Genomic DNA, 22,082 nt, shown 5'->3' on the forward strand with positions numbered 1-22,082 from the left:
AGACTCCGAGTATGCGAAGCTTTCCGGCAATAGCTGGCAGCTCCCAAACTTCAATACCACTTGCAGCACACTTCGGTGAGAGGGCATGGGACGGGTACCCCTATGAAACTCCTCCCAAGCCCTCCGATCTGGATTAAAAAGCTGCAAACTACATATTAGTCTTCTTGTGCCGCTCCCGCTTCCAGGCTAACCAGTTCATGCTCACTCGGAGTACGCTGGGCAACCGCCGGAGCAACCTTCGATTTGCCTGTCAGGCTCTTGATTAGGCTTTCAACATCGATGCCGGACACGTTTTTCAGCATTTCAGGCGCCGTAGCCATGAGCTCGGTCACATAGTTGCTGACACGCGCTGCGCCTTCGCCTTTCCCTGTATCGACCACCGTAAGCTTGTCGATCGAGGAGATCGGCTCGGCAATTTTCCCTGCCAGCTCCGGCAACATCTTGACGATAATGTCGAGCACGGCCGCTTCGCCGAATTTTTGGAATGCCTCCGCCAGCTTTTCTTTGGCTTCCGCTTCCGCCAAACCGCGCAGGCGGATAACTTCCGCTTCCGCCGTACCTTTAGCCCGCTCTGCATCGGCAACCGCCTGGCCTTCCAGACGCTTCTGTTCTGCGGACGCTCTGGCCTGCGTTTCGATCGAGTACTGCAATGCGTCTGCTTCGCGCATTCTGCGTGCTTTATCTGCTTCCGCTGCCTGCTCGACTGCGTAGCGGTCAGCATCCGCTTTTTTCTTCACTTCGGCGTCATACTGCTTCTGCCGAACCATGATTTCCTTTTCTTGCAGGTCGATCTCCCGCTCTTTACGGACCAGCTCCACCTTCATCTGTTCTTCAACCATGGTCTGCTTGGCCCGCGCTTCCTGGATATGATAGGCCTGGTCGGCTTCCGCCTTGGCTGTATCCTGATCTTTCTTAAATGATGCAATCTTCAGTTCTTTCTCCTTGGATGCTTCCGCGATATTCGTATCGCGCAGCAGCTCCGCCTTCTGCCCCTGTTCTTCCGCGTTCGCCTTTTGAATACGCGCGTCACGCACGGCTTCAGCTTCAGCGATTTCGGCATCCCGTTTCACCGCTGCGATCCGCGGTTTACCAAGTGCATCCAGATAACCCTGTTTGTCGCGGACATCCTTGATGGTGAAGGAAACGATTTGCAGGCCCATTTTTTTCAAATCGCGTGCTGCAACGCCTTGAACCTCTTGCGCAAACTTGTCGCGGTTACGGTACACTTCCTCCACGGTCATGGAGCCCAAAATCGCGCGCAGATGTCCTTCGAGCACTTCTTGGGCTTCGCTCTTCAGCGCCTCTATCGGCTTGCCGATAAATTGCTCCGCAGCTGTAGCGACATCTTCAATCGTTCCTCCGACCTTGATGATCGCGACACCGTCGGCAATGACAGGAACGCCTTGCTCAGTGTAAACTTCAGGTGTTGATACGTCCAGTTTATGGGAGAGCAGCGATATAAACTCCGACTGCTGGAAGACAGGCAGGATAAACGTGCCGCCCCCGCGGACGATTTTGATTTTACGGCCGGAATCATCCTCCGAAATATTTTTGCTGCCGAGGAAGGACCCCGTCACGATCATGGCTTCATCCGGTCCCACCGTCTTGTAGCGAGCCCAAAAAGCCAAACCCAGAACAATAATAACCCCTACGACAATAATGGGAATCATCAGGTACTCAGGCAATTCCATTAAACAACATCTCCTCTTCTCTCATCTAATTTGGTGACACGCAGTACTCCGTCAAGCACATCGACGACAACGACCCGTGTACCGGCAGACAGCAGGTGACGCTCAAAACTGGAGGCGATATGCACGGTATTTCCGGCACCAAGCTTGATCATAACCTCCCCGAAGCCCGTTTCGGGAATCGGTATGGTAACCTCGCCAATGCGTCCGGAAAGCTCGCGGATGGAGTACCCGGTGGAATTTTCGCTGTTGTCCATAGGCTTGACATAAAAAAAGTACACAAGCGCAGAGATCAATATAGCGATCACCACCGACAGCAGAACCACAATCACGCCGCCCCAAGAGGTATAATGCGTCAATAAAATGCCCGCTCCGCCAAACACCGTTACCGCGCTTGCGATGACCATCGGTTTCAGGAAATCGACCGACAAAAAGTCGAGCAGTCCGTCAAGGGCATGACTGACCAGGTCTCCCAAAACCACACTGACCACCGCAAACAGGATTCCGCCTGCCAGACAGCTCCAAAAAAGCGTTTCCATGGTAGCATCCTCCTAAATATGTTCCAAACTGTCTATATAAGGATATACGTATTAAGGTTCGATCTTGTTTCAAATCTTTCCTGCTTGATGAAATCTTGGAAAGGAAAATGTCGACTTTTGATTTCACGGGAACTTTAATTCCGGTCGATTGTCTACTTCAACAAGAGGGGGGAATACGTATGGAAAGCGCTGGCGGCGTTATGATCTCTGATGATCCATCTGACGCGCTACAGGAGTTGATGCAGGGTTATGGGCAGGATGTTTGGCATTTCGCTTTTTTAATCACGAAAAAAAAAGAAGGCGGCTGATGATATTTCGCAGGAAACTTCTATGGCACCTTTGGGATACGAAGAATTTGTCCGGACAATTGCACGTCAAGGCTGTAAAGAAAGACTCCACGCAAGTCCTTACCATACTCGATACCAAGCTCAGCGGCAGCCAGAAACATCAATCGTTGCCTAGCTCCATGGAACTGCCCAAAACCGGATTATGGAGACTTCTGATCTACGTGGACGGCCAATATTTTGACCGTATGGTCGTTAAAGCGGAAGCAACCTGGACGGATGATCAAAATTAAAATAAAACATCAAAAAAGGCTTCCCACGTCGGGAAGCCTTTGGAGCGTTTCCTTTTACAAAGACATTTTATAAATTTCAACCACGTCTTCTTTTTGGAGCGTTCTGAATTTGCCGAAAGGCCCGAAACGAACCGTCTTCTCGGCCATGACGTCGATTTGGCTGTTGTCGATGTCATAGTCCGCCAGGCGGCTTGGCGCGCCGATGGAGCTCCAGAACTCGCGAAGTGCCTGGATGCCCTCTTCACCTACCTGCTCGGCGGTTTTGCCGCTTGGATCAATATGGAATACGTTCACGGCAAGCTTTTGGAAACGCTCGGGATTCGTGGGAAGATTGTATTTCATCCAGTTCGGGAATAGGATCGCCAGGCCGCCGCCATGCGGTATATCGTATACAGCCGATACGGCATGCTCGATATTGTGCGTAGCCCAGTCGCCGGCATACCCCATGTTCAACATCCCGTTCAGCGCCATCGTTCCGCAGTACATGATGGTGGAACGATCCTCGTAATTTTCCAGATCTCCGATCAGGCGCGGCGCCGTATCCATCACAGTGCGAAGGATCGTTTCGCAGAAACCGTCCTGTACCGGCGTGTTCTCTTCCGTATGGAAATAATGCTCCAGTACATGGGACATCATATCCACCATGCCATAGACCGTTTGATCTTTAGGCAGCGTAAAGGTGTTTACCGGATCGAGAATCGAAAAGACAGGGTAAGCATGCGGACTGCCCCATCCCATCTTTTCCTGTGTTTTTTCGTTGGTAATAACCGAGCCGCCGTTCATTTCCGAGCCGGTTGCCGCAATCGTAAGCACGGTTCCGAGCGGCAGGGCATCCTTCGGAGCCGCTTTGCGTTCCACGAAGTCCCACATATCCCCGTCATATTTCGCCCCTACGGCAATTGCCTTCGCACAGTCGATGACGCTGCCGCCGCCGACGGCAAGAATCAGATCGATGTTCTTTTCGCGGCACAGGTCTACACCTTTATGGACCGTTGATAAACGCGGATTGGGTTCAACGCCGCTCAGCTCGGTCACTTCTGCCCCGATTTCTTTCAGCAGCGCGTTTACGTTATCGTACAAACCACTGCGTTTGATGCTGCCGCCGCCGTATACTAACAGAACGTTTTTGCCGTATTTCGGCACTTCAGTCTTTAATGTATCAAGCTTGCCTTTGCCAAAGATCAGCTTGGTCGGATTATAAAATTCAAAAGAATTCACTTCAAAATCGCCTCCAGGTCAAAAAAATAAATGTTGCTCAACTATTATACCCCTGTGCGCTGACAAGAAACAAACCGCCCTTCCCCGAATACACGGAAATGAGCGGTTTATTAAGAATTTAGCCTAGAGGCCAGAAGCGGTCTTCAGATAAAAATCACTATTGCGCAGGACTACATCCGATATTTGAAACAAAACGGCGGAAGGCTTCTTTGCCCTCATCGTTTCTCTTATACACGCCCGCATGGCCCAATATCTCCACAAAGATGTTGCCAACCTCGGACTGAACGAGCTTCTTGGCCTCTTCCTTGCTATGGTTCGTGCCGTAATCCGCAACAAGCTGAACGATCCAAGGCTTATGGAGTTTTAAGGCATGATCTTCCTGCTTCATCAAGGCATCGTAAAGGGCGCTATCGCCAGCAAGAACGTCAGCCGTCAGATCCAGCTCCTCCTTCAGCCTTCCCGGTAAAATCGCGAGTCCCATTACTTCGATCAGACCGATATTTTCCTTCTTGATGTGATGCATCTCCTCATGCGGGTGGAAAATGCCTGCCGGATACTCCTCGCTGGTACGGTTGTTGCGAAGCACCAGGTCCATCTCGTAGCTTCCATCCGGGGTACGGTGTACGATCGGCGTGACCGTGTTATGCCGCACCTTTTCCCCGTTCTCTTCACTGAAGGCCAAAATGTCCGCAGCCGGATCGCTATACCGCTTCCAGGATTCATAGATCATATCGGCCAACTCCAGCAATACGCCGCTGTCTTTTCCGGTCAAACGGAGCACGGACATTGGCCATTTGACGATGCTGACCGTTACGCCTGCAAAGTCCGGATGCGAGAAAGTCGCTTCTTTCGGCGCATTTTGAATCGGGAAGGTATGACGCCCCCCTTGAAAATGGTCATGAGTCAGAATGGAACCGCCTACGATAGGCAGATCTGCGTTCGAACCGATAAAATAATGCGGATAGAGATCCACGAATGCCAGCAGGCGCCGCAGGCTGTCTTTTGTCAGCTTCATCGGCACGTGATCATGATGGAATATGATGCAATGCTCGTTGTAATACACGTAAGGCGAATACTGGAAAAACCACGGCTCGCCGTTCAGCTCAAGCGGTATTGCACGGAGGTTTTGGCGTGCCGGATGGTTGACCCGTCCTGCATATCCGACGTTCTCGCGACACAGCTGGCATTTCGGATAAACCGGAGGCGGCAACAGCTTCGCCATGGCAATTTCCTTCGGACTTTTTTCCGGTTTGGAGAGATTGATCGTCATTTCGATAACCCCATATTCGGATTCATGCTCCCAATATACGTTCTTATTCACACGATCCATCCGGATGTAGTTGGTATCTATGGATAACTGATAGAACCGGTCTGTCGCTGCTTCAATACCTTGTGCATCCTCCAGGCTCTTGAATTCCCGGATTATTTCCGAAGGACGAGCCATGAGGTTGCCCATGATCTTGGCATCCAGAAGGTCGCGGTAGGTGTCCGTATTCTCAGGGATCAGACCGATGGTGCAGCCGTAGTCAATCAATACGTCCAAAGCGGGCTGTGGTCCCTCAAGCGCCTCCAGTTCCTCTTCCCCAAGATAAGGTTCACTGAAGCTGAAAAGTTCCAGCAGCAGGTTGCGGCTGTAGTCTTCGTCAAGCTGCTCGATCAATTTGCGTTCCTGCGCGAAGCGTACAAGCCGGTCGATGGCTTGCAGCGCTTTTTGCTCGTGGGGCGTTCTGGTTGTTGTCGTTGCTGTGTTCAATGCTCTTCCCCCTTACTCCTCGCCGTAGCCTTGCGGATGGCTCTGATGCCAGCTCCATGCGCTTTGAATGATATCCTCCAGCTTTTCGCGGGAAGGATTCCAGCCAAGAACTTCTCTTGCCTTCTGCGATGAAGCGACCAGAACTGCCGGGTCGCCGGCACGGCGCGGTTGCATCACCACCGGGATATCCAGACCTGTCACCTTTTTCGCGGTTTCGATCACTTCTTTGACCGAGAATCCCTCACCGATGCCAAGATTGAAGAAGTTGCTGCTCTCGCCCTTGCGCAGATAATCCACGGCACGCAGGTGGGCGTCAGCCAAATCGCTCACATGAATATAGTCACGGATGCAGGTGCCGTCTTCCGTCGGATAATCATCACCGAATACCGCAATGCTTTCTCTCTGCTTCAGCGCGGTTTGCAGCACAAGCGGAATCAGGTGGCTTTCCGGACGGTGATCTTCACCGATTTTACCACTGTCATGCGCACCGGCTGCGTTGAAATACCGCAAAGCCACGTATTTGATGCCAAGCACCTGATCGAACCAAGACATCATCCGCTCCATCATCAGCTTGGTTTCCCCATACACATTCGTTGGCTGCGTGCGGTCCCCTTCCATGATCGGCACGCGTTCCGGTTCGCCGTAGGTTGCCGCCGTGGAGGAGAATACGATCCTGCGGACATTCGCCGCATCCATCGCTTCCAACAGACAAAGCGTGCCGAACACGTTATTGTCGTAATACTTAACAGGCTTCTGCATGCTTTCGCCGACAAGAGAATTGGCAGCAAAGTGAATGACAGCGTCAATGCTGTTTTCGCTGAACAGCTTCGCCAGCAGCTCCTTGTCTCTCAGATCACCTTCATATAGCTTGCCGCCAAGCAGCGCATCGCGGTGTCCCGTCTGCAGATTATCCAGTACAACAACCTCTTCGCCGCGCTCCAGAAGCGCCGCTACCGTGTGAGATCCGATATATCCCGCTCCGCCCGTTACCAGAATCGCCATCTTATTTCTCCTCCTTCAGCTCTTTTACGCCATCGCCTGTACCACATACATAGAATTCCGCCTTCAGAGCTGTACGCTCTTCATAAGCTTGGCCTACCTGCTGCACGAATTGCTCCACGGAATCCTCATGTACCAGAGAAACCGTGCAGCCGCCGAAGCCCGCACCCGTCATACGCGCTCCAAGCGTTCCCGGAATGCGCTGCGCTTCCTCCACCATCACGTCCAGCTCTTCGCAGCTGACCTCATAGAGATACCGCAGCGACTCATGAGATTCGTTCATCAGCTTGCCGAACTGCTCCAGGTTATTGTTTTTCAAAGCTTCCACGGAATCGAGGACCCGCTGATTCTCTTCCACGACATGCAGTGCGCGCCGTCTCACCGTTTCATCCGGAATATGATTTTGCAGTGTTTCGAACTGGTCCGGCTTCAGCTGTGCCAAGTATTTCAAAGCAGGAATATCCTTCTTTAAAATCTCCAAAGCTGTTTCGCACTGCTGTCTGCGCTCATTGTAAGCTGAATCCACTAATCCTCTGCGCTTGTTGGTGTTTCCGATAATGATTTTGTAGGCTCCCGTTTGGAACGGAACATGCGTATATTCAAGCGTATCGCACATCAGCAAAATCGCATGGTCCTGCTTGCCGTTCGCCACCGCGAACTGGTCCATGATGCCGCAGTTTACGCCAACGTATTGGTTCTCTGCGCGCTGTGCCAGCAAGGCAATTTTTACGGTATCCGTCTTGCAGCCTTCCATGGTCTGCAGGGCAAAAGCCGTGACCACTTCAATGGAAGCCGAAGATGATAGGCCTGCTCCGTTTGGAATCTCACCGTGGTACAACAGGTCGTACCCTGTCGTTAGCGGACAGCCTGCCTTTTTATTTTCGACCATCACGCCAACCGCGTAATCCACCCATTCGCCGGTCTTCTCCTTACCGATCTCTTTGAGACTAAATTCCTTTTCATATGGAAAATTGGTTGTAGCAAGACGAACCTTCTCATCGTCACGCTGACGGGCCAGTAGCGTCGTGCCGAATTCAAGCGCTGCCGGAAGCACGTAACCTCCGTTATAGTCGATATGCTCCCCAATCAGATTCACGCGTCCCGGTGCGAGAAACACCTCCACGTCATGCTTGCTGTCGCCGTACTTCTCAATAAATTGTTGTTTAAGGGAATCTATCTTCATTTGCGATGCACCATCCTTTCCTTATGGTTACGTTCTGTAAACTACATCTGAAAGCGGTTTGTCTACAGTGTAGATATCTGTTTTTCTTACTTCATTATAGAAACAGTCCTGCCTTTCGTTAATGCAATTATGTTTGTTCTATATGGATATATGTGACTTTTAAGATTATAATAGCATTAACTCATATCTATCATTACCCATCTGAACCCGAAAGGAGTCCTTAGAATGGCAGTTCAGGAAAGCTACAGCGTAGCCTCCAATCCAGTTTATCATGACAAAAGCCCGCTGCATGTGCTTTTTGCCGGCGAAAGCCAGACCAAGCCCCTGCATATCGTCGGGCCGAAAATATATGACTACTATCTGCTCCACTATGTGGAAAGCGGCAAGGGACAATTTCGCTCAGAGCAGCATACCTATGAGCTTGGAGAAGGGAGCTGCTTTCTGATCCATCCGGGCCGGCTTGTTAGTTATGCTTCGGATGCTGCCGAGCCATGGAGCTACCGCTGGACTGCCTTTTCCGGAAGCGAGGCACAGGCGTTTGTCGAATCGGCCGGCTTCTCGGGCGGTCAATCCGTGCTCTTCACGAACAGCGGCAGCCTGATCCCTTCCTCCATCAACCGGATCGCGGACGCCTTCTACAGTAAAAAGGAAAGCGCAGATATGGCGGCACTCGGTTACCTCTATCTGATCTTTTCCGAAGCCCGGGAGATCCTGACGAGCGAAATCCACCTGACCGGGACCGAATCCCAGGTTCAGCGGACTGTCAAACAGATGATTCACTATATGTCCGCCCAGTATGCGCATCCCGTTTCCATTGAACAGATGTGCGAAAGCTTGGGCTACAATCGCGCTTACCTGTCCCGTATCTTCAAAAAGGAAACCGGAATGTCCCCGGTAACCTATCTGCTGAAACTGCGGATCGACAAGTCACGCCAACTGCTCAGGGAACGTCCCGAGCTGTCCATTGAACAGGTCGCGGCATCGGTGGGGCTGACGGATGCTCTCTATTTCTCGCGTCAATTTAAACGTCTATGCGGCCATTCGCCGAGCCATTACCGCTCGCTTGTCGCCTCCTCGCCTTCCTTCCAACATGACTGCCTCTATTAAATAAAGAAGAAGCCCGCTGCTCAGACAAGAGCAAGCGGGCTTCTATCATCCAATCACAATCAGGATATTTATGACTCGTTTTCCGTTTTGAGAATCGTTTCAATCCGATCCAGTTCCTCGCTGCTGAACTCCAGATTTTTCAGAGCAGCAACGTTATCTTCAATCTGGCTCACACGGCTTGCCCCGATCAACGCTGAAGTGACTTTGCCGCCGCGGAGAGCCCAAGCCAATGCAAGCTGCGCCAAGCTTTGACCGCGAGCAGCCGCAAGCTGGTTCAATGCACGGATTTTACGAAGCACTTCAGGGGTAATATCATGGGAATTCAAAAATACCGATGAGCTTGCAGCCCGGGAGTCTTCCGGAACACCGTTCAAATATTTATTGGTAAGCATTCCTTGTTGCAGTGGCGTAAAGGCGATACTGCCCACGCCATTCTCCTCAAGAACATCCTGCAGACCGTTCTCGATCCAACGATTAAGCATGGAATAGCTAGGTTGGTGTATCAGCAGCGGTGTGCCTAATGACTTCAAGATGGAGATGGCTTCAGCCGTCTGTTCGGCTGTATAGTTGGAAATGCCGATATAAAGCGCTTTGCCTGAACGCACGATATGATCCAGCGCCATCATGGTTTCCTCAAGCGGCGTGTTCGGATCAAACCGATGCGAATAGAAAATATCCACGTAGTCCAAGCCCAGCCGTTTCAGACTTTGATCAAGGCTGGAGATCAGGTTTTTGCGGGAGCCCCATTCCCCGTATGGTCCCGGCCACATGTAATATCCGGCCTTGGAAGAAATAATCAGCTCGTCACGGTAGCCCTTCAAATCCTGCTGCAGAATTCTTCCGAAGTTTTCCTCGGCAGAGCCTGGAGGCGGACCGTAATTGTTGGCCAAATCAAAATGGGTTATGCCCAGGTCAAAAGCCCTCATAACCATATTACGGGCATTCTCGAGCGTAGTCACACCGCCAAAGTTATGCCATAGGCCAAGGGATATGGCCGGAAGCTTGAGGCCTGAACGGCCGCAGCGGTTATATACCATTTCTTCATAACGTGCTTCGCTTGGTGTGTATGCCATTGCAATCCGCCTTTCTATGATAAGGTACCATTGCTTACAAAGAATCATATCTCTTTTGCGATACGTTTGACAAGAAACCGATTACATGCCGCATGGGTAGCGATCTCCCTATCCCTCAAAAGCCAAGCAGCTTTCCAACCTGATCCATGACTTCCCCGATCTTATCATTGATGATCAGACTGGCTTTTCGGTCATAAGGTGTCGGATCCATATTTAACAGTACGGAGCGTTCCCCTTCAAAATAAGATACAAGCTCTGCTGCCGGATGCACCGTCAGCGAAGTTCCGCCGACAAGCAGCAAATCCGCATTCGCAATCGCATCCATCGAACTGATCAGAACCTGTTGGTCCAGCGGCTCTTCGTACAAGACCACATCCGGTTTGATAATTCCTTGGCAGTAAGGGCAGCGGGGTACGAGATGCTTGCTTGCCATGACCTGCTCGAGTCCAAAGAACTGCTTGCATCCCATGCAGTAATTGCGATGCACGGAGCCGTGAAGCTCCAAAACTTCCTTGCTCCCCGCCTTTTGATGCAGCCCGTCAATATTTTGCGTCACCACTGCCTTCACCTTACCCTGCTCCTCAAGCTTAGCCAGGAGATGGTGACAGCCATTCGGCTTGGCATCCGGGTGCAGCATTTTGCCCCGGTAAAAATCAAAGAAGATATCGGGCATTTTCACGAAAAAAGAGCGGCTGAGCATCAGCTCAGGGGGATAAGGAGAATGCTGCTCGGTCTGATACAACCCTGCGGCGGAGCGAAAATCGGGAATACCGCTCTCTGTAGAGGTACCGGCTCCGCCAAAAAAGACGATTGTTTCACTCTGCTCAATCCAAGAAGCCAATGTTTCAATCTTTTGCACCCTTCGTGCACCTCCACATATGATCGGGTTGTTTCCATAAGTATATAATGTTAAATCATGCTCTCTGAATCTGTTATTGAAACCGCAGATATGTGATCAGCCTGCCTCCCAATGGGATGGCAGGCTGTCTCGACAAGCCCCTCAGCTTTGATAAAGTCTAAGGGCCGTTTATCAGCCCCGCAGGGGCTTTTGCCTATTGCTACTATACGACACTACTTTTTGGCGTCGCGGAAAGCCTGCATATATTGCTCTGACTTATGACGCACCAAATCCATATTTCCCGTCTTCACTGCCTCGTTCGTCAAGTCCGAACCAATGCCTACGGCAACAGCCCCGCCCTGGATCCAGTCTTTCAGATTTGCCAGGGATACGCCGCCTGTTGGCATAAAGTTCGCCTGCGGCATCGGGCCCTTCATGGTCTTGATAATGCCCGGCTCATACAAGTTACCCGGGAACAGTTTAACGATATCCACGCCCAGCTCCAATGCATGCTGCACTTCAGCGATGGTCATCACGCCCGGCATAATGGGAATACGGTATAAATTGCATATTTTAACGGTCTCCGGGTTAAGGGATGGACCTACCACAAATTCGCTGCCGGCCATGATCGCTGCACGCGCGGTTTGCGGTTCAAGCACGGTACCTGCGCCGATTACGGCAAATTTATCCGGGTCATCCGTTTTCCAGCTGTACATGCGGCTAAGCTTCTCTATCGCCTGCAGCGCATTGGGAACCGTCAACGTAACCTCGATGACTTTTATTCCTCCGGCGATGGCCGCTTCGGCCATGGCGAAGACCTGATCCGCAGAGTCCCCGCGCAGGACAGCCACCACACCGTTATCGATAATCTTCTGTATTACCTGGAGTTTTTTCACTATAAATGCTCCTTTTCACTCATTATATGGAAATCCTGCCAAAATGTCTATGGATGCCATCAATGGGCAATAATGTCAGGGATTTCAGTTCCAAACTATGTACTTCAATAAATGATTGCAACTATCTCTCAATGTGCACTTTGTGCCCTAATTTAGCATCCACCTGTTCCCAGGTTGGTAGCGCTTCCCAATCTCCGACTGCCTGAATGACCATGGAGCCCATCAGGTTGCCCAAACGTACCGCTTCCACAGTGGAACGCCCTTTAAGCAGTCCTGCAATGAAACCCGCACAAAAGCCATCGCCTGCTCCTACCGTATCGAGCACCTGCTCAGCCTTAAAATATGGAACTTCCGTCAGGGTACCATTCTCGAGTACATAGGTCAAATCCGGTCCGCCCTTAATAATCGATACAGCTTTCAACCGGGACAGCTCTGCGAAAACCGCCTCATCCTCTTCCACGTCATACAGAAGTTTCAATTCGTCCAGCCCGGGCAGGAAATAATCCGCCTTCTCGGCGAGCCGCAAAAGTACGCCCCGTGCTTCTTCCAATGTCCACAGTTTAAGCCTCAAATTGGGATCAAAACTGATCTTGACTCCGGCACTGCGTGCCAGATCCATCGCACTCTCTACGCATTCCAGGGCAGAAGCGCTAATCGCAGCTGTAATACCGGTTACATGAAGAATTTTGGCACTCTGGATATACGAAGCGTCTAATTGCTCCTTCTGCATTCGGCTGGCTGCAGATGTTTTGCGGTAATAATACACCGAAGACTTGCCCGCCGTATTTTCACGGATCATCAGACCCGTCGGTGCCTCGCTGTTGAGCACTGCACGCGATACGTCCACTCCTTCGCCGCGAATCGCTTTATATATCATCGTACCGATCGGATCGCTGCCAAGCGCTCCAAACCAGCCGGCGCGGTGTCCCAATCTCGCAACGCCTATTGCCACATTGCTCTCAGCCCCGCCAAACGACTTATGCAGAGTCGAGGCGTACTCAAGTCCTCTTGAATCTTGTGCCGTAAACAATCCCATGCTCTCGCCGAAGGTTACCAATTCAGGTGTCAAAATGGCTGTGTCCTGCTGCATAATAGTCCCCTTTCCGTAATTGAATCTGTTCCTATTGTCTGCGGAGTGGGATAGGTTGTCAATACGCAACAATTTCATTACTTCGACAAAATTAAAGCGAATGTTAGCGTTTTCCCATGTGATTTATATCACAATGTAAGCATTTCATGCGTAGTACTTTAGAAGTGAGGAAAATGGAGGGAATCATCATGGAGAAGACTTTAGCCACACAGGGAGATACCTACTTTTTGAACTTGCGGTTTATATTGATCCTTACCGTTTTTATAGGAAACGCCATTGAACCGCTGATCCGGCAGATGGACAGCATCCATGCGCTATATCTATGGATCTTTACCTTTCATATGCCACTGTTCGTTTTCGTGACCGGATATTTCGCCAAAGGCGCGCTAGGCGGCGCTGCGGGACGCAAAACGCTGCTGCAGATCGGGCTGCAGTACATCATTTTTCAAAGTCTGTACTCGATTCTGGATCTTACCGTGTTTCAGGTACAGCATATCCACCATTCGTTCTTCGCCCCGTATCTCTTGCTCTGGTTTCTGGCAAGCCATGTGGGATGGCGCCTAGTGACACTCGGTATGCATAAATTCCCCCCTGCCGCGCAGATAGTTCTGTCGCTGGTATTGGGCATCCTTGTCGGCTATCTCCGTTTGGATGGAGCTTGGCTGAGTTTTAGCCGGACCTTTGTATACCTGCCCTTCTTTGTCATTGGCTATCATTTTTCGTTCGAAAACTTTGTGATACTTTTCACCAAACAAAAGAAGCTCATCGCCGCTGCCGCATCGGTCATTCTTTTCGCCATTATCGCTTTATGGGGTCTGGGTATACCAGAAGGGTGGCTTTTCGGCAGCATGACATACATGCAGCTTGGACATCCGGAATGGTACGCCGGAATATACCGGATCGCCCTGTACGGACTACAGTTCATCTCGGGTGCTGCTTTCCTCGCCTGGGTACCTTTTCGAGAAAGTCATATGACCGATCTGGGACGCCGTACCTTGTATGTGTTCTTGCTTCACGGGTTTATCATCCGGTTGGCGGCAATTTCGGGAATATACAGCCATATCCAGCATCCTGCGGCAGTTCTTCTGCTTATTGGGGGAGCCGTTCTACTAACTATTGCGCTGGCCCAGCCTGCCGTCAGAAAATTCGCCCATCCAGTAGTCGAACCATCGGTAACCTGGATTATGCGCCTGGAACGCTTGGCTTTAGGCAAACCCTTATAACGATCCCGCTCCAGACGTTGTTGGTACGTTTTTTCTTAAGCAGATTTTACAGCATAAACAGCTAAGATTTAAGATTCAAGCAAGTTATTTACCATTTATTATGCAATTTAATTGTTTCACTCCAATTCCAAGGTGGTAAGTAAATGATGCGCGCAACAATAACAAAAAACGACTACCAAGGAGTGATTTGTAATGGCACGTAATAATAACGGTAAAATGAGCAGAGAAGAAGCAGGTCGCATGGGTGGAGAAGCAACGGCCAAAAACCATGACAAAGACTTCTATCAGGAAATCGGCAAAAAAGGCGGAGACGCTACATCCAAGTCGCATGATAAAGACTTCTACCAAGAGATCGGCCGTAAAGGTGGAGAAGCCACATCCGATTCCCACGACAAGGATTTCTATAAAGAAATTGGCCGTAAAGGCGGCAAGAACTAATATACCTTGACGAAGCATAACAATGGCGGAAAAAGGCATCTTCCATCCGACGATTCGGATCGGGGGATGCCTTTTTTATGTCATTTTCCCGTGCCTGCCCGCTCCCTGCCTTGGATTCTGCGCTAGAAAAACCTCTCATTTTGTGATAGACTCATTTAAAATCGTTTATTCGGGCACTTTTTTGAGTAACCGCGCTAAAGCGAGTTGGGTTTATACATTCACTAATAGGGGGAAGAGACATCATGGCAGCTAATAAAATGCGTTCAGACATGATCAAAAAAGGCTTCGACCGCGCTCCGCACCGCAGTCTGCTGCGTGCAGCAGGCGTAAAAGAAGAGGATTTCGGCAAACCGTTTATTGCCGTGTGCAATTCGTACATCGACATCGTCCCAGGACATGTGCATTTGCAGGAATTCGGCAAAATCGTAAAAGAAGCCATTCGTGAAGCTGGCGGCGTTCCATTCGAATTCAATACCATCGGCGTCGATGACGGCATCGCAATGGGCCATATCGGCATGCGCTACTCGCTGCCAAGCCGCGAAATCATCGCGGATGCTCTCGAAACCGTCGTTTCGGCTCACTGGTTTGACGGCATGGTCTGCATTCCGAACTGCGATAAAATCACTCCAGGCATGCTGATGGGTGCACTTCGCGTGAACATTCCGACCATCTTCGTAAGCGGCGGACCGATGAAAGCCGGCGTAGACAGCAAAGGCCGCAAACTTTCGCTTACGTCCGTCTTCGAAGGCGTCGGTGCCCACCAGGTTGGCAAAATCACCGATGACGAGCTAATGGAACTCGAACAATACGGTTGTCCGACCTGCGGCTCCTGCTCCGGCATGTTCACAGCCAATTCCATGAACTGCCTGGCAGAGGCTCTTGGCCTCGCGATGCCAGGTAACGGTACGATTTTGGCTGTTGCTGAAGAACGCAAAGAATTCGTGAAGCAATCTGCACGCCAACTGATGGAACTCGTAAAAATGGATCTTAAACCTCGCGATATCGTAACACGCGAATCGATCGACAACGCATTCGCTCTTGATATGGCTATGGGCGGATCTACCAACACTGTACTGCATACGCTAGCGCTTGCCCAAGAAGCAGGCATCGATTATCCGCTCGAGCGGATCAATGAAGTAGCTAACCGCGTGCCTCATATTTCGAAGCTGGCACCTGCCTCCGATTACTTTATCGAGGACGTTCATATTGCGGGCGGCGTCAGCGCCGTGCTGCATGAACTCCTGAAGAAACCGGACGCCCTTTTCGGTGATTGCATGACCGTAACCGGCAAGACGATTGCCGAGAACGTGGCGGGCTGCGAAATTCAGGACAAAAACGTCATCCACCCGATCGATCAGCCTTACTCCGAACGCGGCGGTTTGGCCGTACTGTACGGCAACCTGGCACCGGAAGGTTCGATTATCAAAGTCGGCGCGGTGGACGCTTCGGTTGGCGGATATCATAAAGGGCCTGCGATCTGCTTCGACTCCCAGGAAGAAGCGCTCGAAGGCATCGCAAACGGTAAAGTTAAAGAAGGCATGGTCGTCGTTATCCGTTATGAAGGCCCTAAAGGCGGACCAGGCATGCCGGAAATGCTGGCTCCTACTTCCCAGATCGTCGGTATGGGTCTTGGCGCCAAAGTCGGCCTGATCACAGACGGACGCTTCTCTGGCGCATCCCGCGGCATCAGCATCGGTCATATCTCTCCAGAAGCTGCTGAAGGCGGACCGATCGCTTTCGTTCATGACGGAGATATCATCGAGCTGGACCTGAACAACCGGAAGATCGAACTGCTGGTGAGCGAAGAAGAAATGGCTTCCCGCCGTACCAACGAGTGGAAGGGCTTCGAGCCGAAAGTAAAAACAGGCTATCTCGCCCGTTATTCCAAGCTTGTAACCAACGCCAGCCAAGGCGGCGTCATGAAGATCTAATTCTATTTATACCCAGAGGGCAGTACGCACCGATGAAGATCGGGGCTGCTGCCCTTTCTTCATGTCTGCATGCATGTAGGGTCGCATCAAACGCTATTCATTCATCGCAAAAATTAACAGCCTCAGATTTGTGCATTGCATTTCAACTGACTGCATTATTATCCGCCATTCCAAGCCTTTGCCATATAAATAAAAAGGACGTTTGTTAGCAGAATAAAAAATCTGCTAACAAACGCCCTCCTATATGACGCTGATCTACGGCTCGTCGGATGTAGGAGCCTCTCCGAGCGTTGTTATTCAGCGGTAATTTATTTCCCAACCAGTACGAAAACATTGCCATCCGGCGCTTCCATAATGGCCACATGCCCCGACTCGGTCTCGAAAGGCAGACCGATCCATTCTATCTCCTCATGTTTGCTCAGCTCATTATAGGCTTCCCGCACGTCATCCACGAGGATTTCGATTTCTGTAGACTGATTCTGAGGATGGTTGCTGAGCACGAGTTCCGAGCTATTCAGCTCAGGGAATATCAATCCGACCAATGTCCATACAAAACCACTGTCCAAAACCCGTTCGATTCTCCAGTTCTCTTTCAGTCCCATCGAGGTGTAAAACGACAAAGATTTATCAATATCCTTTGTATGAATACATACACATTCCAGCTTCTTAAACATCGGATGATCCCCTCCTCACCATATCAGAACAAATGTTCCTATACGCCTATAATATGCTATTCAGAAAGGGAATGCAAGTACTTTTTTCTATATAATGGGTGAAATTATCAATACCAAAAAACCCTGCTGACCATTTGGCCAACAGGGTTCTCTTTGGGTATAAGTTAATAATGTTTAGATTGCAGGAGTTGAGCTTTCCAGTCCTTGCGCCGCTGTCAGTGCGAGATCGCCGTTGTCAGCCGTTTCCGGCTGATCGCTTCTTGTACGCTTCATTTCCTGATGATGACGATGCGATCCATTCTCTGCATAGCGCTCCATTAAAACGCTGATTGGCATCAGGAGCATCTTCGGGATCAGCAGCTGTGCATGTTCTTTCAAACGGGATTGTCCTGAAGGGTGAACAACGCTGAGTAGAAATTTCAAATAAAGACGTGTTGATCTTGCAAAGAGCCCGTCCTTCAAGTCGACGATTTGGAAGCCGAATTGCTGAGGCCCGCGATTCACCATGGTTACGCCATATAGCGCTTTTGCTTTTCTGGTGGCAGGATTCTCCATCATCTGATGCGCAAGCGTTGGCAGTTCCTTCTCCATGGATCGGATCATCTGAATCGCCAGATGAACCGTAGAGCGGGACCTGATTCCGAAGCGGAACAATCTTTCGTTGTCAAAATGCAGTTCAACGACTTTGTCGCCCTTCCGCAGTAACTCGCCGTTATCCAGCTCGATGGTATCGCCGCTGTATTTGCGCAGCCGGTAATGGAGCAGCGGATCATGCGGATTCACGGTCTTAAGCCGGAACGCCTTGTGGAAAATCGTTTCCCAGATCAGCCACAGCTTCACGACCGCCAGTTTGCTGCGGGGAAGCTTCTTCTCCGGGGCATTCTCCTTGGCCTTAATCATTTCGTCAACCCGAATGCTTTTCAGTCCGCGGCTCTGTGCTTCTTCCAGTACTCGTTCCAGAGCGATAAGCATCTGCTGCGGCGCATCGGGATTCGCTCCGGCCGTCGTGCCGCAATCATGAAGCAGCAGCACCTCTCCCGGCTGCAATTTGTTAAGAATCCGCTCCGTCAACCGATCTGCGCCGATTCTTTCCCTCCAATCGCCAAACATGGCGGACCAGAGCACAATCTTGAATTTGCCGCCTCTCTTTTTCAAATCGAAAAGGTTGACGATCCCCCAAGGCGGGCGGTAATACGACGTACGCTCACCTGTGATGGAATGAATGATCTTGTCGGTCTTCATGATCTGCTTGCTCACGGTCGCGGGCCGCATCAGCCAGTTCGACTTGTGAACGTAATTATGAATACCGATCAGATGTCCTTCGTCATGCATCCGTTTGACCAGCTCCGGATTCTGCTCGGCATGCGAGCCAACAACGAAGAAGGTCGCCTTGGCGTCATAACGCTTCAATAGATCCAGCAGCAGTGGCGTATAGTGCGCGTCAGGCCCGTCATCAAAGGTCAGCGCATATTCATGCTCGCCGCTGCCCCTCCGAAATACGCGGAAACCAAAAATACGGGTAATGAGTCCGGGTATGAACGCATAAAACGATGAAATATAAAACAACCAAAGCAGCAAAGTCTGCATGTCATAATCCCCACTTTTCTCTGATTGACTTTGACTTGCCGAAAGGCAGGTTACTCTATAGAATGAACTAAGAGCGGAAAGCTGTTACCAATATAGGAAACCCGTCTCATTTCTGCATAAAAAATCAAACGTTCGATGAAAAATATAAAGACGCTATCTTTTATTTTATCACAGCCTCCCGCGAAATAGGCGTTTTTTTATAAATTTAGTTCAGATGAAAAATACAAACGTTAAGGAGTGATGTTCATTCATGCTGCCGCTGTACAAAAAATACTGGAGGACATTCATCGATATCGGGATGATCGTGCTGACCGTGCTGCTCATTATGTACGTATTCAGCAAGCTCTACCAAATCGCTGCCCCCGTCTTCCTGTCCTTTCTCGTTTTTTTCATGATCGAGCCTCTGGCTAAATTTCTGAACCGCAGGGGCTTACCCAAAACACTTGCGGCAGCCATTTCCGTCCTGTTGTTCGTCCTGGTCATTTTAGGCATCCTGTTCGGAATCGGGCTGATTGTCGTCTCCCAGATCGCCCAGGTCCAAGATAATTTGCCCCAATACACACAAATGATACAAACGGCATTTACCAAAACAACTGCATTTCTCCAGCATAAAATAGAAGCTCTCCCTCCGAACATCACCGAGAAGATGAACGAAAACTTCAAGAATTTCACCGACTATGCGACCGGATGGGCAACCAGTTTCTTAAAGTATATGGTTTCCATGTTCAGCTCGTTCTCATCTTTTATGGCTAATTTCGGCATAGCGATTATTCTCGCCTTCTTCCTTAGCACGGAGATAGGCGGATGGCGCAAAATCGTGAAGGACAAGTCCCCGAAAACCTTAAAAAATGCCTATGCCTTTTTAAAAACTTACGTGCTTAAAGCCATCGGTTCCTACATAAAAGCCCAGTTCATTATGGTACTGATCACAATGGTTTTGATTTACATAGGTTTACTCATTTTGCGGACAGGCAACGAATTGTCACTTGCTCTCGTTTGCGCCATATTCGATATTCTGCCATTGGTTGGTGTACCTGTGATTCTGATTCCATGGATCGTGTATCTGTTCATTGTCGGCAACATCAGCCTGGCTATCGGACTATGTATACTCCTGGTCGTTGTCCTATTGACAAGACAGCTCCTCGAGCCGCGGATTACAGGCAACTCCATCGGCATCTCATCTGCTTTTCTAATGCTATCCTTTATGATTATTTCGCTTTCAATCTTCGGCGTTGCAGGCCTGATCCTCTCGCCTGTACTACTGATTCTGTTAAAAGAGCTTTTGCAGCAGGGATATCTACAGCGCTGGATTCGGCTCCCGCAGGAAGAGTTTGACGTATCGCCTTTTGATATGAGCAACGGGACGGCAGCTCCGGAAGCTACGACTTCTGAGAAGCCAGCAGATTCATAATTTCACCGAATAACACCGTAGCTTGGTTACTGCCCTCAGTGGGCATATCCTGGAACAGGACGGCAACAGCGTATTTCGGCCGGTCGACGGGGCCATACCCGATAAACCACTGGTTGTTGCGCTGCCGTCCCTGAACCGTAACCTGAGCCGTACCTGACTTTCCCGCCAGCTTCCACTTCGCTTTCAGCAGCTGTTTCCCTGTCCCCTCCGTGACGACCGTTTCCATCCAGCCGCTAATCAGACGGGCTGTTTCCCTCCGTATGCTTCCCTCATTAGAAGGAGAAAGATGAGGCTTAAATGCTTCCATGAGTTGCCCATTAGCATAAGAAATGCTCTCTAAAATACGCGGCGCCCGAACTTGACCTCCATGTAACAGCGTGACGACCATATTTGCCGCCTGCAATGGCGTTACTCGCACATCCCTTTGTCCGATCCCCGACTGTGCTCTCGTTCCACCATCCAACGAAGCGGCATCACTTGAATAGATGGTTCCTGCTTCCTCATGATCAAACGGCTTCAGTAGGGCCATGCCTGCCACATTTTTTGCTTCCCAACCTACGGTGCGGCCCAGTCCCATTTTACTGGCGGTTCTCTCCAGCTCTTCTCCTGTCAAACGCTCCGACAACTCGGCAAATACGATATTGCAGGATTCGGCGAAAGCCTTCTGCAGCGTTAAAGCTCCATGCCCTGAAGGCTTCCAGCAGGATAAGCCGTACTTACCGTACTTTCCTGTGCAGTAGAATGGCTCATCAATAGATGTCACCCCGGCTTCAAGCGCAGCTGCGGCGACTACAGTTTTGAAAATCGACCCCGGGGCAGCTGCCTGCACCGCCCTGTTATTCCAGACTCCTTGCTGCGGATGAATATCCAATGGATTATAAAAAGGACGGGATACCATTGCAATCACATCAGCATTGTTTGCGTCAAGCAGCACAACAGCCCCCTCCTTCATACCCGCCTTTTGAACCAGGGCTTCGATTCTTTGCTGGAGGGAGAGATCTATGGTTGTTCGGATACGCAGTGGATAATAAGAATTATTCGGTGATTTCAATTGGATGCCGGTTCCGGGAATGGCACGGTTCGTACCGTCAACGGAGTAATAAGCCGTCGTCTGCCCCGCCCCTCGTAGCAGCGGCTCCAGTGTCTTTTCAAGGCCTGCAGCTCCTTCCTTGAAGGCGAAACCGGTATGGGGCATGTGCTTCTGATCCGGACGTTCGGACAAAAATCCAAGCCACTGCATGCCGCTTACCTTATTCACATACCGCTGCGTATAAGGCAGGACTTCAATCCCGCTAAAATGAAGATCGGCAATGCGCCCGGCCTGCCTTGGGCTCAGAGCCAGCGGCGTGTTTTTGAGTGGTCCCTGCCACAAAGCGGGAACACTTAGCTTGTTCCACATCGTGGTCAGCTTCGCCGTCTCTATGCCCAGAGCACCCGCCACTTTGTCGATGCTTCCATCTTCATTACCTAGAGCTTTCTTATCGATCGGAAACAAAACGGCTGCAGAAACAGTCTCTCCCGTGATGGGGACTCCGTTCCGGTCAACTATATTCCCTCTCCCGGAATCCAGCACAACTCCCCTCTCACGTTGAAGGACCGACATTTCCTGAAGGGTATACACGCTGTCCGGCAGTTTCGTGGCACGAAACACAAGCTGAATATAAGCCAATCTCAGAATTAATAAGGTCAGGATGCCAGTTATGATGACCAGTCCATAAAAGATCCGCTGCTTCTGCTTAAACATGAATGCACACCGTTCCCTTAGTTCGACGTTTTTTTCCATTATGTCCTATTCATGAAGCTTCCAATCGGTTCTGGCGGATAACCTTGGACAGAATAGAAAAAGGGTTGTCCCTG

At 50.4% G+C, this 22,082-nt stretch carries 19 protein-coding genes and 1 pseudogene; 7 read left to right on the top strand and 13 right to left on the bottom strand.

Annotated elements, in window-relative coordinates; translation table 11 throughout:
• Nucleotides 1–155: 155 nt before the first annotated feature.
• Nucleotides 156–1,691, bottom strand: a complete 1,536-nt coding sequence (locus tag GRF59_RS17580; protein ID WP_272914996.1) for a flotillin family protein — start codon at nt 1,689–1,691, stop codon at nt 156–158.
• Nucleotides 1,691–2,227 (bottom strand): NfeD family membrane protein, encoded by a 537-nt coding sequence (locus GRF59_RS17585; protein WP_160498984.1) that lies wholly within the window; start codon nt 2,225–2,227, stop codon nt 1,691–1,693. Before GRF59_RS17585 ends, GRF59_RS17580 begins: the two co-directional genes overlap by 1 nt.
• A gap of 179 nt (nt 2,228–2,406) precedes the next feature.
• Between GRF59_RS17585 and GRF59_RS30020 the strand changes: the two genes are divergently transcribed.
• Nucleotides 2,407–2,535, top strand: coding sequence for a hypothetical protein (locus GRF59_RS30020; protein ID WP_272914997.1), 129 nt, complete (start codon nt 2,407–2,409; stop codon nt 2,533–2,535).
• Complete coding sequence (locus tag GRF59_RS17590) at nt 2,535–2,804, top strand: DUF4871 domain-containing protein (RefSeq protein ID WP_272914998.1); 270 nt, start codon at nt 2,535–2,537, stop codon at nt 2,802–2,804. The genes GRF59_RS30020 and GRF59_RS17590 overlap by 1 nt, the downstream gene beginning before the upstream one ends.
• 54 nt (nt 2,805–2,858) lie before the next feature.
• On the opposite strand, the gene GRF59_RS17595 is transcribed toward GRF59_RS17590, so the two are convergent.
• The 4 genes from GRF59_RS17595 to GRF59_RS17610 all read right to left on the bottom strand — a co-directional run bounded on the left by GRF59_RS17595 (nt 2,859) and on the right by GRF59_RS17610 (nt 7,957).
• Nucleotides 2,859–4,022 carry an iron-containing alcohol dehydrogenase gene (locus GRF59_RS17595; protein ID WP_160498986.1) on the bottom strand — a complete coding sequence of 388 codons (1,164 nt, stop codon included), beginning with the start codon at nt 4,020–4,022 and terminating at the stop codon, nt 2,859–2,861.
• A gap of 157 nt (nt 4,023–4,179) precedes the next feature.
• Nucleotides 4,180–5,775, bottom strand: a complete 1,596-nt coding sequence (locus GRF59_RS17600) for a UDP-glucose--hexose-1-phosphate uridylyltransferase (protein WP_160498987.1) — start codon at nt 5,773–5,775, stop codon at nt 4,180–4,182.
• A gap of 12 nt (nt 5,776–5,787) precedes the next feature.
• Nucleotides 5,788–6,777 (bottom strand): UDP-glucose 4-epimerase GalE, encoded by a 990-nt coding sequence (galE, locus tag GRF59_RS17605; protein ID WP_160498988.1) that lies wholly within the window; start codon nt 6,775–6,777, stop codon nt 5,788–5,790.
• A 1-nt stretch (nt 6,778) separates the two neighbouring features.
• On the bottom strand, nt 6,779–7,957 hold the full coding sequence (locus GRF59_RS17610) for a galactokinase (protein ID WP_160498989.1): 1,179 nt from the start codon (nt 7,955–7,957) through the stop codon (nt 6,779–6,781).
• A gap of 225 nt (nt 7,958–8,182) precedes the next feature.
• Here GRF59_RS17610 and GRF59_RS17615 point away from each other — a divergent pair, with 225 nt between their 5' ends.
• Nucleotides 8,183–9,064 carry an AraC family transcriptional regulator gene (locus GRF59_RS17615; RefSeq protein ID WP_160498990.1) on the top strand — a complete coding sequence of 294 codons (882 nt, stop codon included), beginning with the start codon at nt 8,183–8,185 and terminating at the stop codon, nt 9,062–9,064.
• 68 nt (nt 9,065–9,132) lie between these two features.
• Here the strand turns inward: GRF59_RS17615 and mgrA are convergent, their stop codons facing one another.
• The 4 genes from mgrA to GRF59_RS17635 all read right to left on the bottom strand — a co-directional run bounded on the left by mgrA (nt 9,133) and on the right by GRF59_RS17635 (nt 12,961).
• On the bottom strand, nt 9,133–10,137 hold the full coding sequence (gene mgrA, locus GRF59_RS17620; protein WP_160498991.1) for an L-glyceraldehyde 3-phosphate reductase: 1,005 nt from the start codon (nt 10,135–10,137) through the stop codon (nt 9,133–9,135).
• A gap of 115 nt (nt 10,138–10,252) precedes the next feature.
• Nucleotides 10,253–10,996 (bottom strand): NAD-dependent protein deacylase, encoded by a 744-nt coding sequence (locus tag GRF59_RS17625; RefSeq protein ID WP_160498992.1) that lies wholly within the window; start codon nt 10,994–10,996, stop codon nt 10,253–10,255.
• A gap of 212 nt (nt 10,997–11,208) precedes the next feature.
• The gene (locus GRF59_RS17630) at nt 11,209–11,871 is read right to left on the bottom strand and encodes a bifunctional 2-keto-4-hydroxyglutarate aldolase/2-keto-3-deoxy-6-phosphogluconate aldolase (protein WP_160498993.1); all 663 of its coding nucleotides are present in this window, start codon (nt 11,869–11,871) and stop codon (nt 11,209–11,211) included.
• 121 nt (nt 11,872–11,992) lie between these two features.
• Nucleotides 11,993–12,961 carry a sugar kinase gene (locus GRF59_RS17635; protein WP_160498994.1) on the bottom strand — a complete coding sequence of 323 codons (969 nt, stop codon included), beginning with the start codon at nt 12,959–12,961 and terminating at the stop codon, nt 11,993–11,995.
• 188 nt (nt 12,962–13,149) lie between these two features.
• Here GRF59_RS17635 and GRF59_RS17640 point away from each other — a divergent pair, with 188 nt between their 5' ends.
• The 3 genes and pseudogenes from GRF59_RS17640 (at nt 13,150) to ilvD (ending at nt 16,553) form a co-directional block, all read left to right on the top strand.
• On the top strand, nt 13,150–14,184 hold the full coding sequence (locus GRF59_RS17640; RefSeq protein ID WP_160498995.1) for an acyltransferase family protein: 1,035 nt from the start codon (nt 13,150–13,152) through the stop codon (nt 14,182–14,184).
• A gap of 192 nt (nt 14,185–14,376) precedes the next feature.
• Nucleotides 14,377–14,616: pseudogene (locus GRF59_RS17645) on the top strand (KGG domain-containing protein); the annotation flags it as partial.
• Between the two features lie 248 nt (nt 14,617–14,864).
• Nucleotides 14,865–16,553, top strand: coding sequence for a dihydroxy-acid dehydratase (ilvD, locus tag GRF59_RS17650; protein ID WP_202128718.1), 1,689 nt, complete (start codon nt 14,865–14,867; stop codon nt 16,551–16,553).
• A gap of 308 nt (nt 16,554–16,861) precedes the next feature.
• Here ilvD and GRF59_RS17655 read toward each other — a convergent pair whose 3' ends face one another.
• Complete coding sequence (locus tag GRF59_RS17655; protein ID WP_160498996.1) at nt 16,862–17,227, bottom strand: VOC family protein; 366 nt, start codon at nt 17,225–17,227, stop codon at nt 16,862–16,864.
• Between the two features lie 174 nt (nt 17,228–17,401).
• Nucleotides 17,402–18,814 carry a polysaccharide deacetylase family protein gene (locus tag GRF59_RS17660; protein ID WP_160498997.1) on the bottom strand — a complete coding sequence of 471 codons (1,413 nt, stop codon included), beginning with the start codon at nt 18,812–18,814 and terminating at the stop codon, nt 17,402–17,404.
• A gap of 250 nt (nt 18,815–19,064) precedes the next feature.
• Here GRF59_RS17660 and ytvI point away from each other — a divergent pair, with 250 nt between their 5' ends.
• Nucleotides 19,065–20,225 (top strand): sporulation integral membrane protein YtvI, encoded by a 1,161-nt coding sequence (ytvI, locus tag GRF59_RS17665; protein ID WP_160498998.1) that lies wholly within the window; start codon nt 19,065–19,067, stop codon nt 20,223–20,225.
• Here the strand turns inward: ytvI and GRF59_RS17670 are convergent.
• Nucleotides 20,194–21,969, bottom strand: a complete 1,776-nt coding sequence (locus GRF59_RS17670; protein ID WP_160498999.1) for a peptidoglycan D,D-transpeptidase FtsI family protein — start codon at nt 21,967–21,969, stop codon at nt 20,194–20,196. The genes ytvI and GRF59_RS17670 overlap by 32 nt on opposite strands.
• Nucleotides 21,970–22,082 lie beyond the last annotated feature (113 nt).

This window comes from Paenibacillus dendrobii (assembly GCF_009807035.1).
In the GTDB taxonomy this organism is placed as follows: Bacteria; Bacillota; Bacilli; order Paenibacillales; family Paenibacillaceae; genus Paenibacillus_AQ; species Paenibacillus_AQ dendrobii.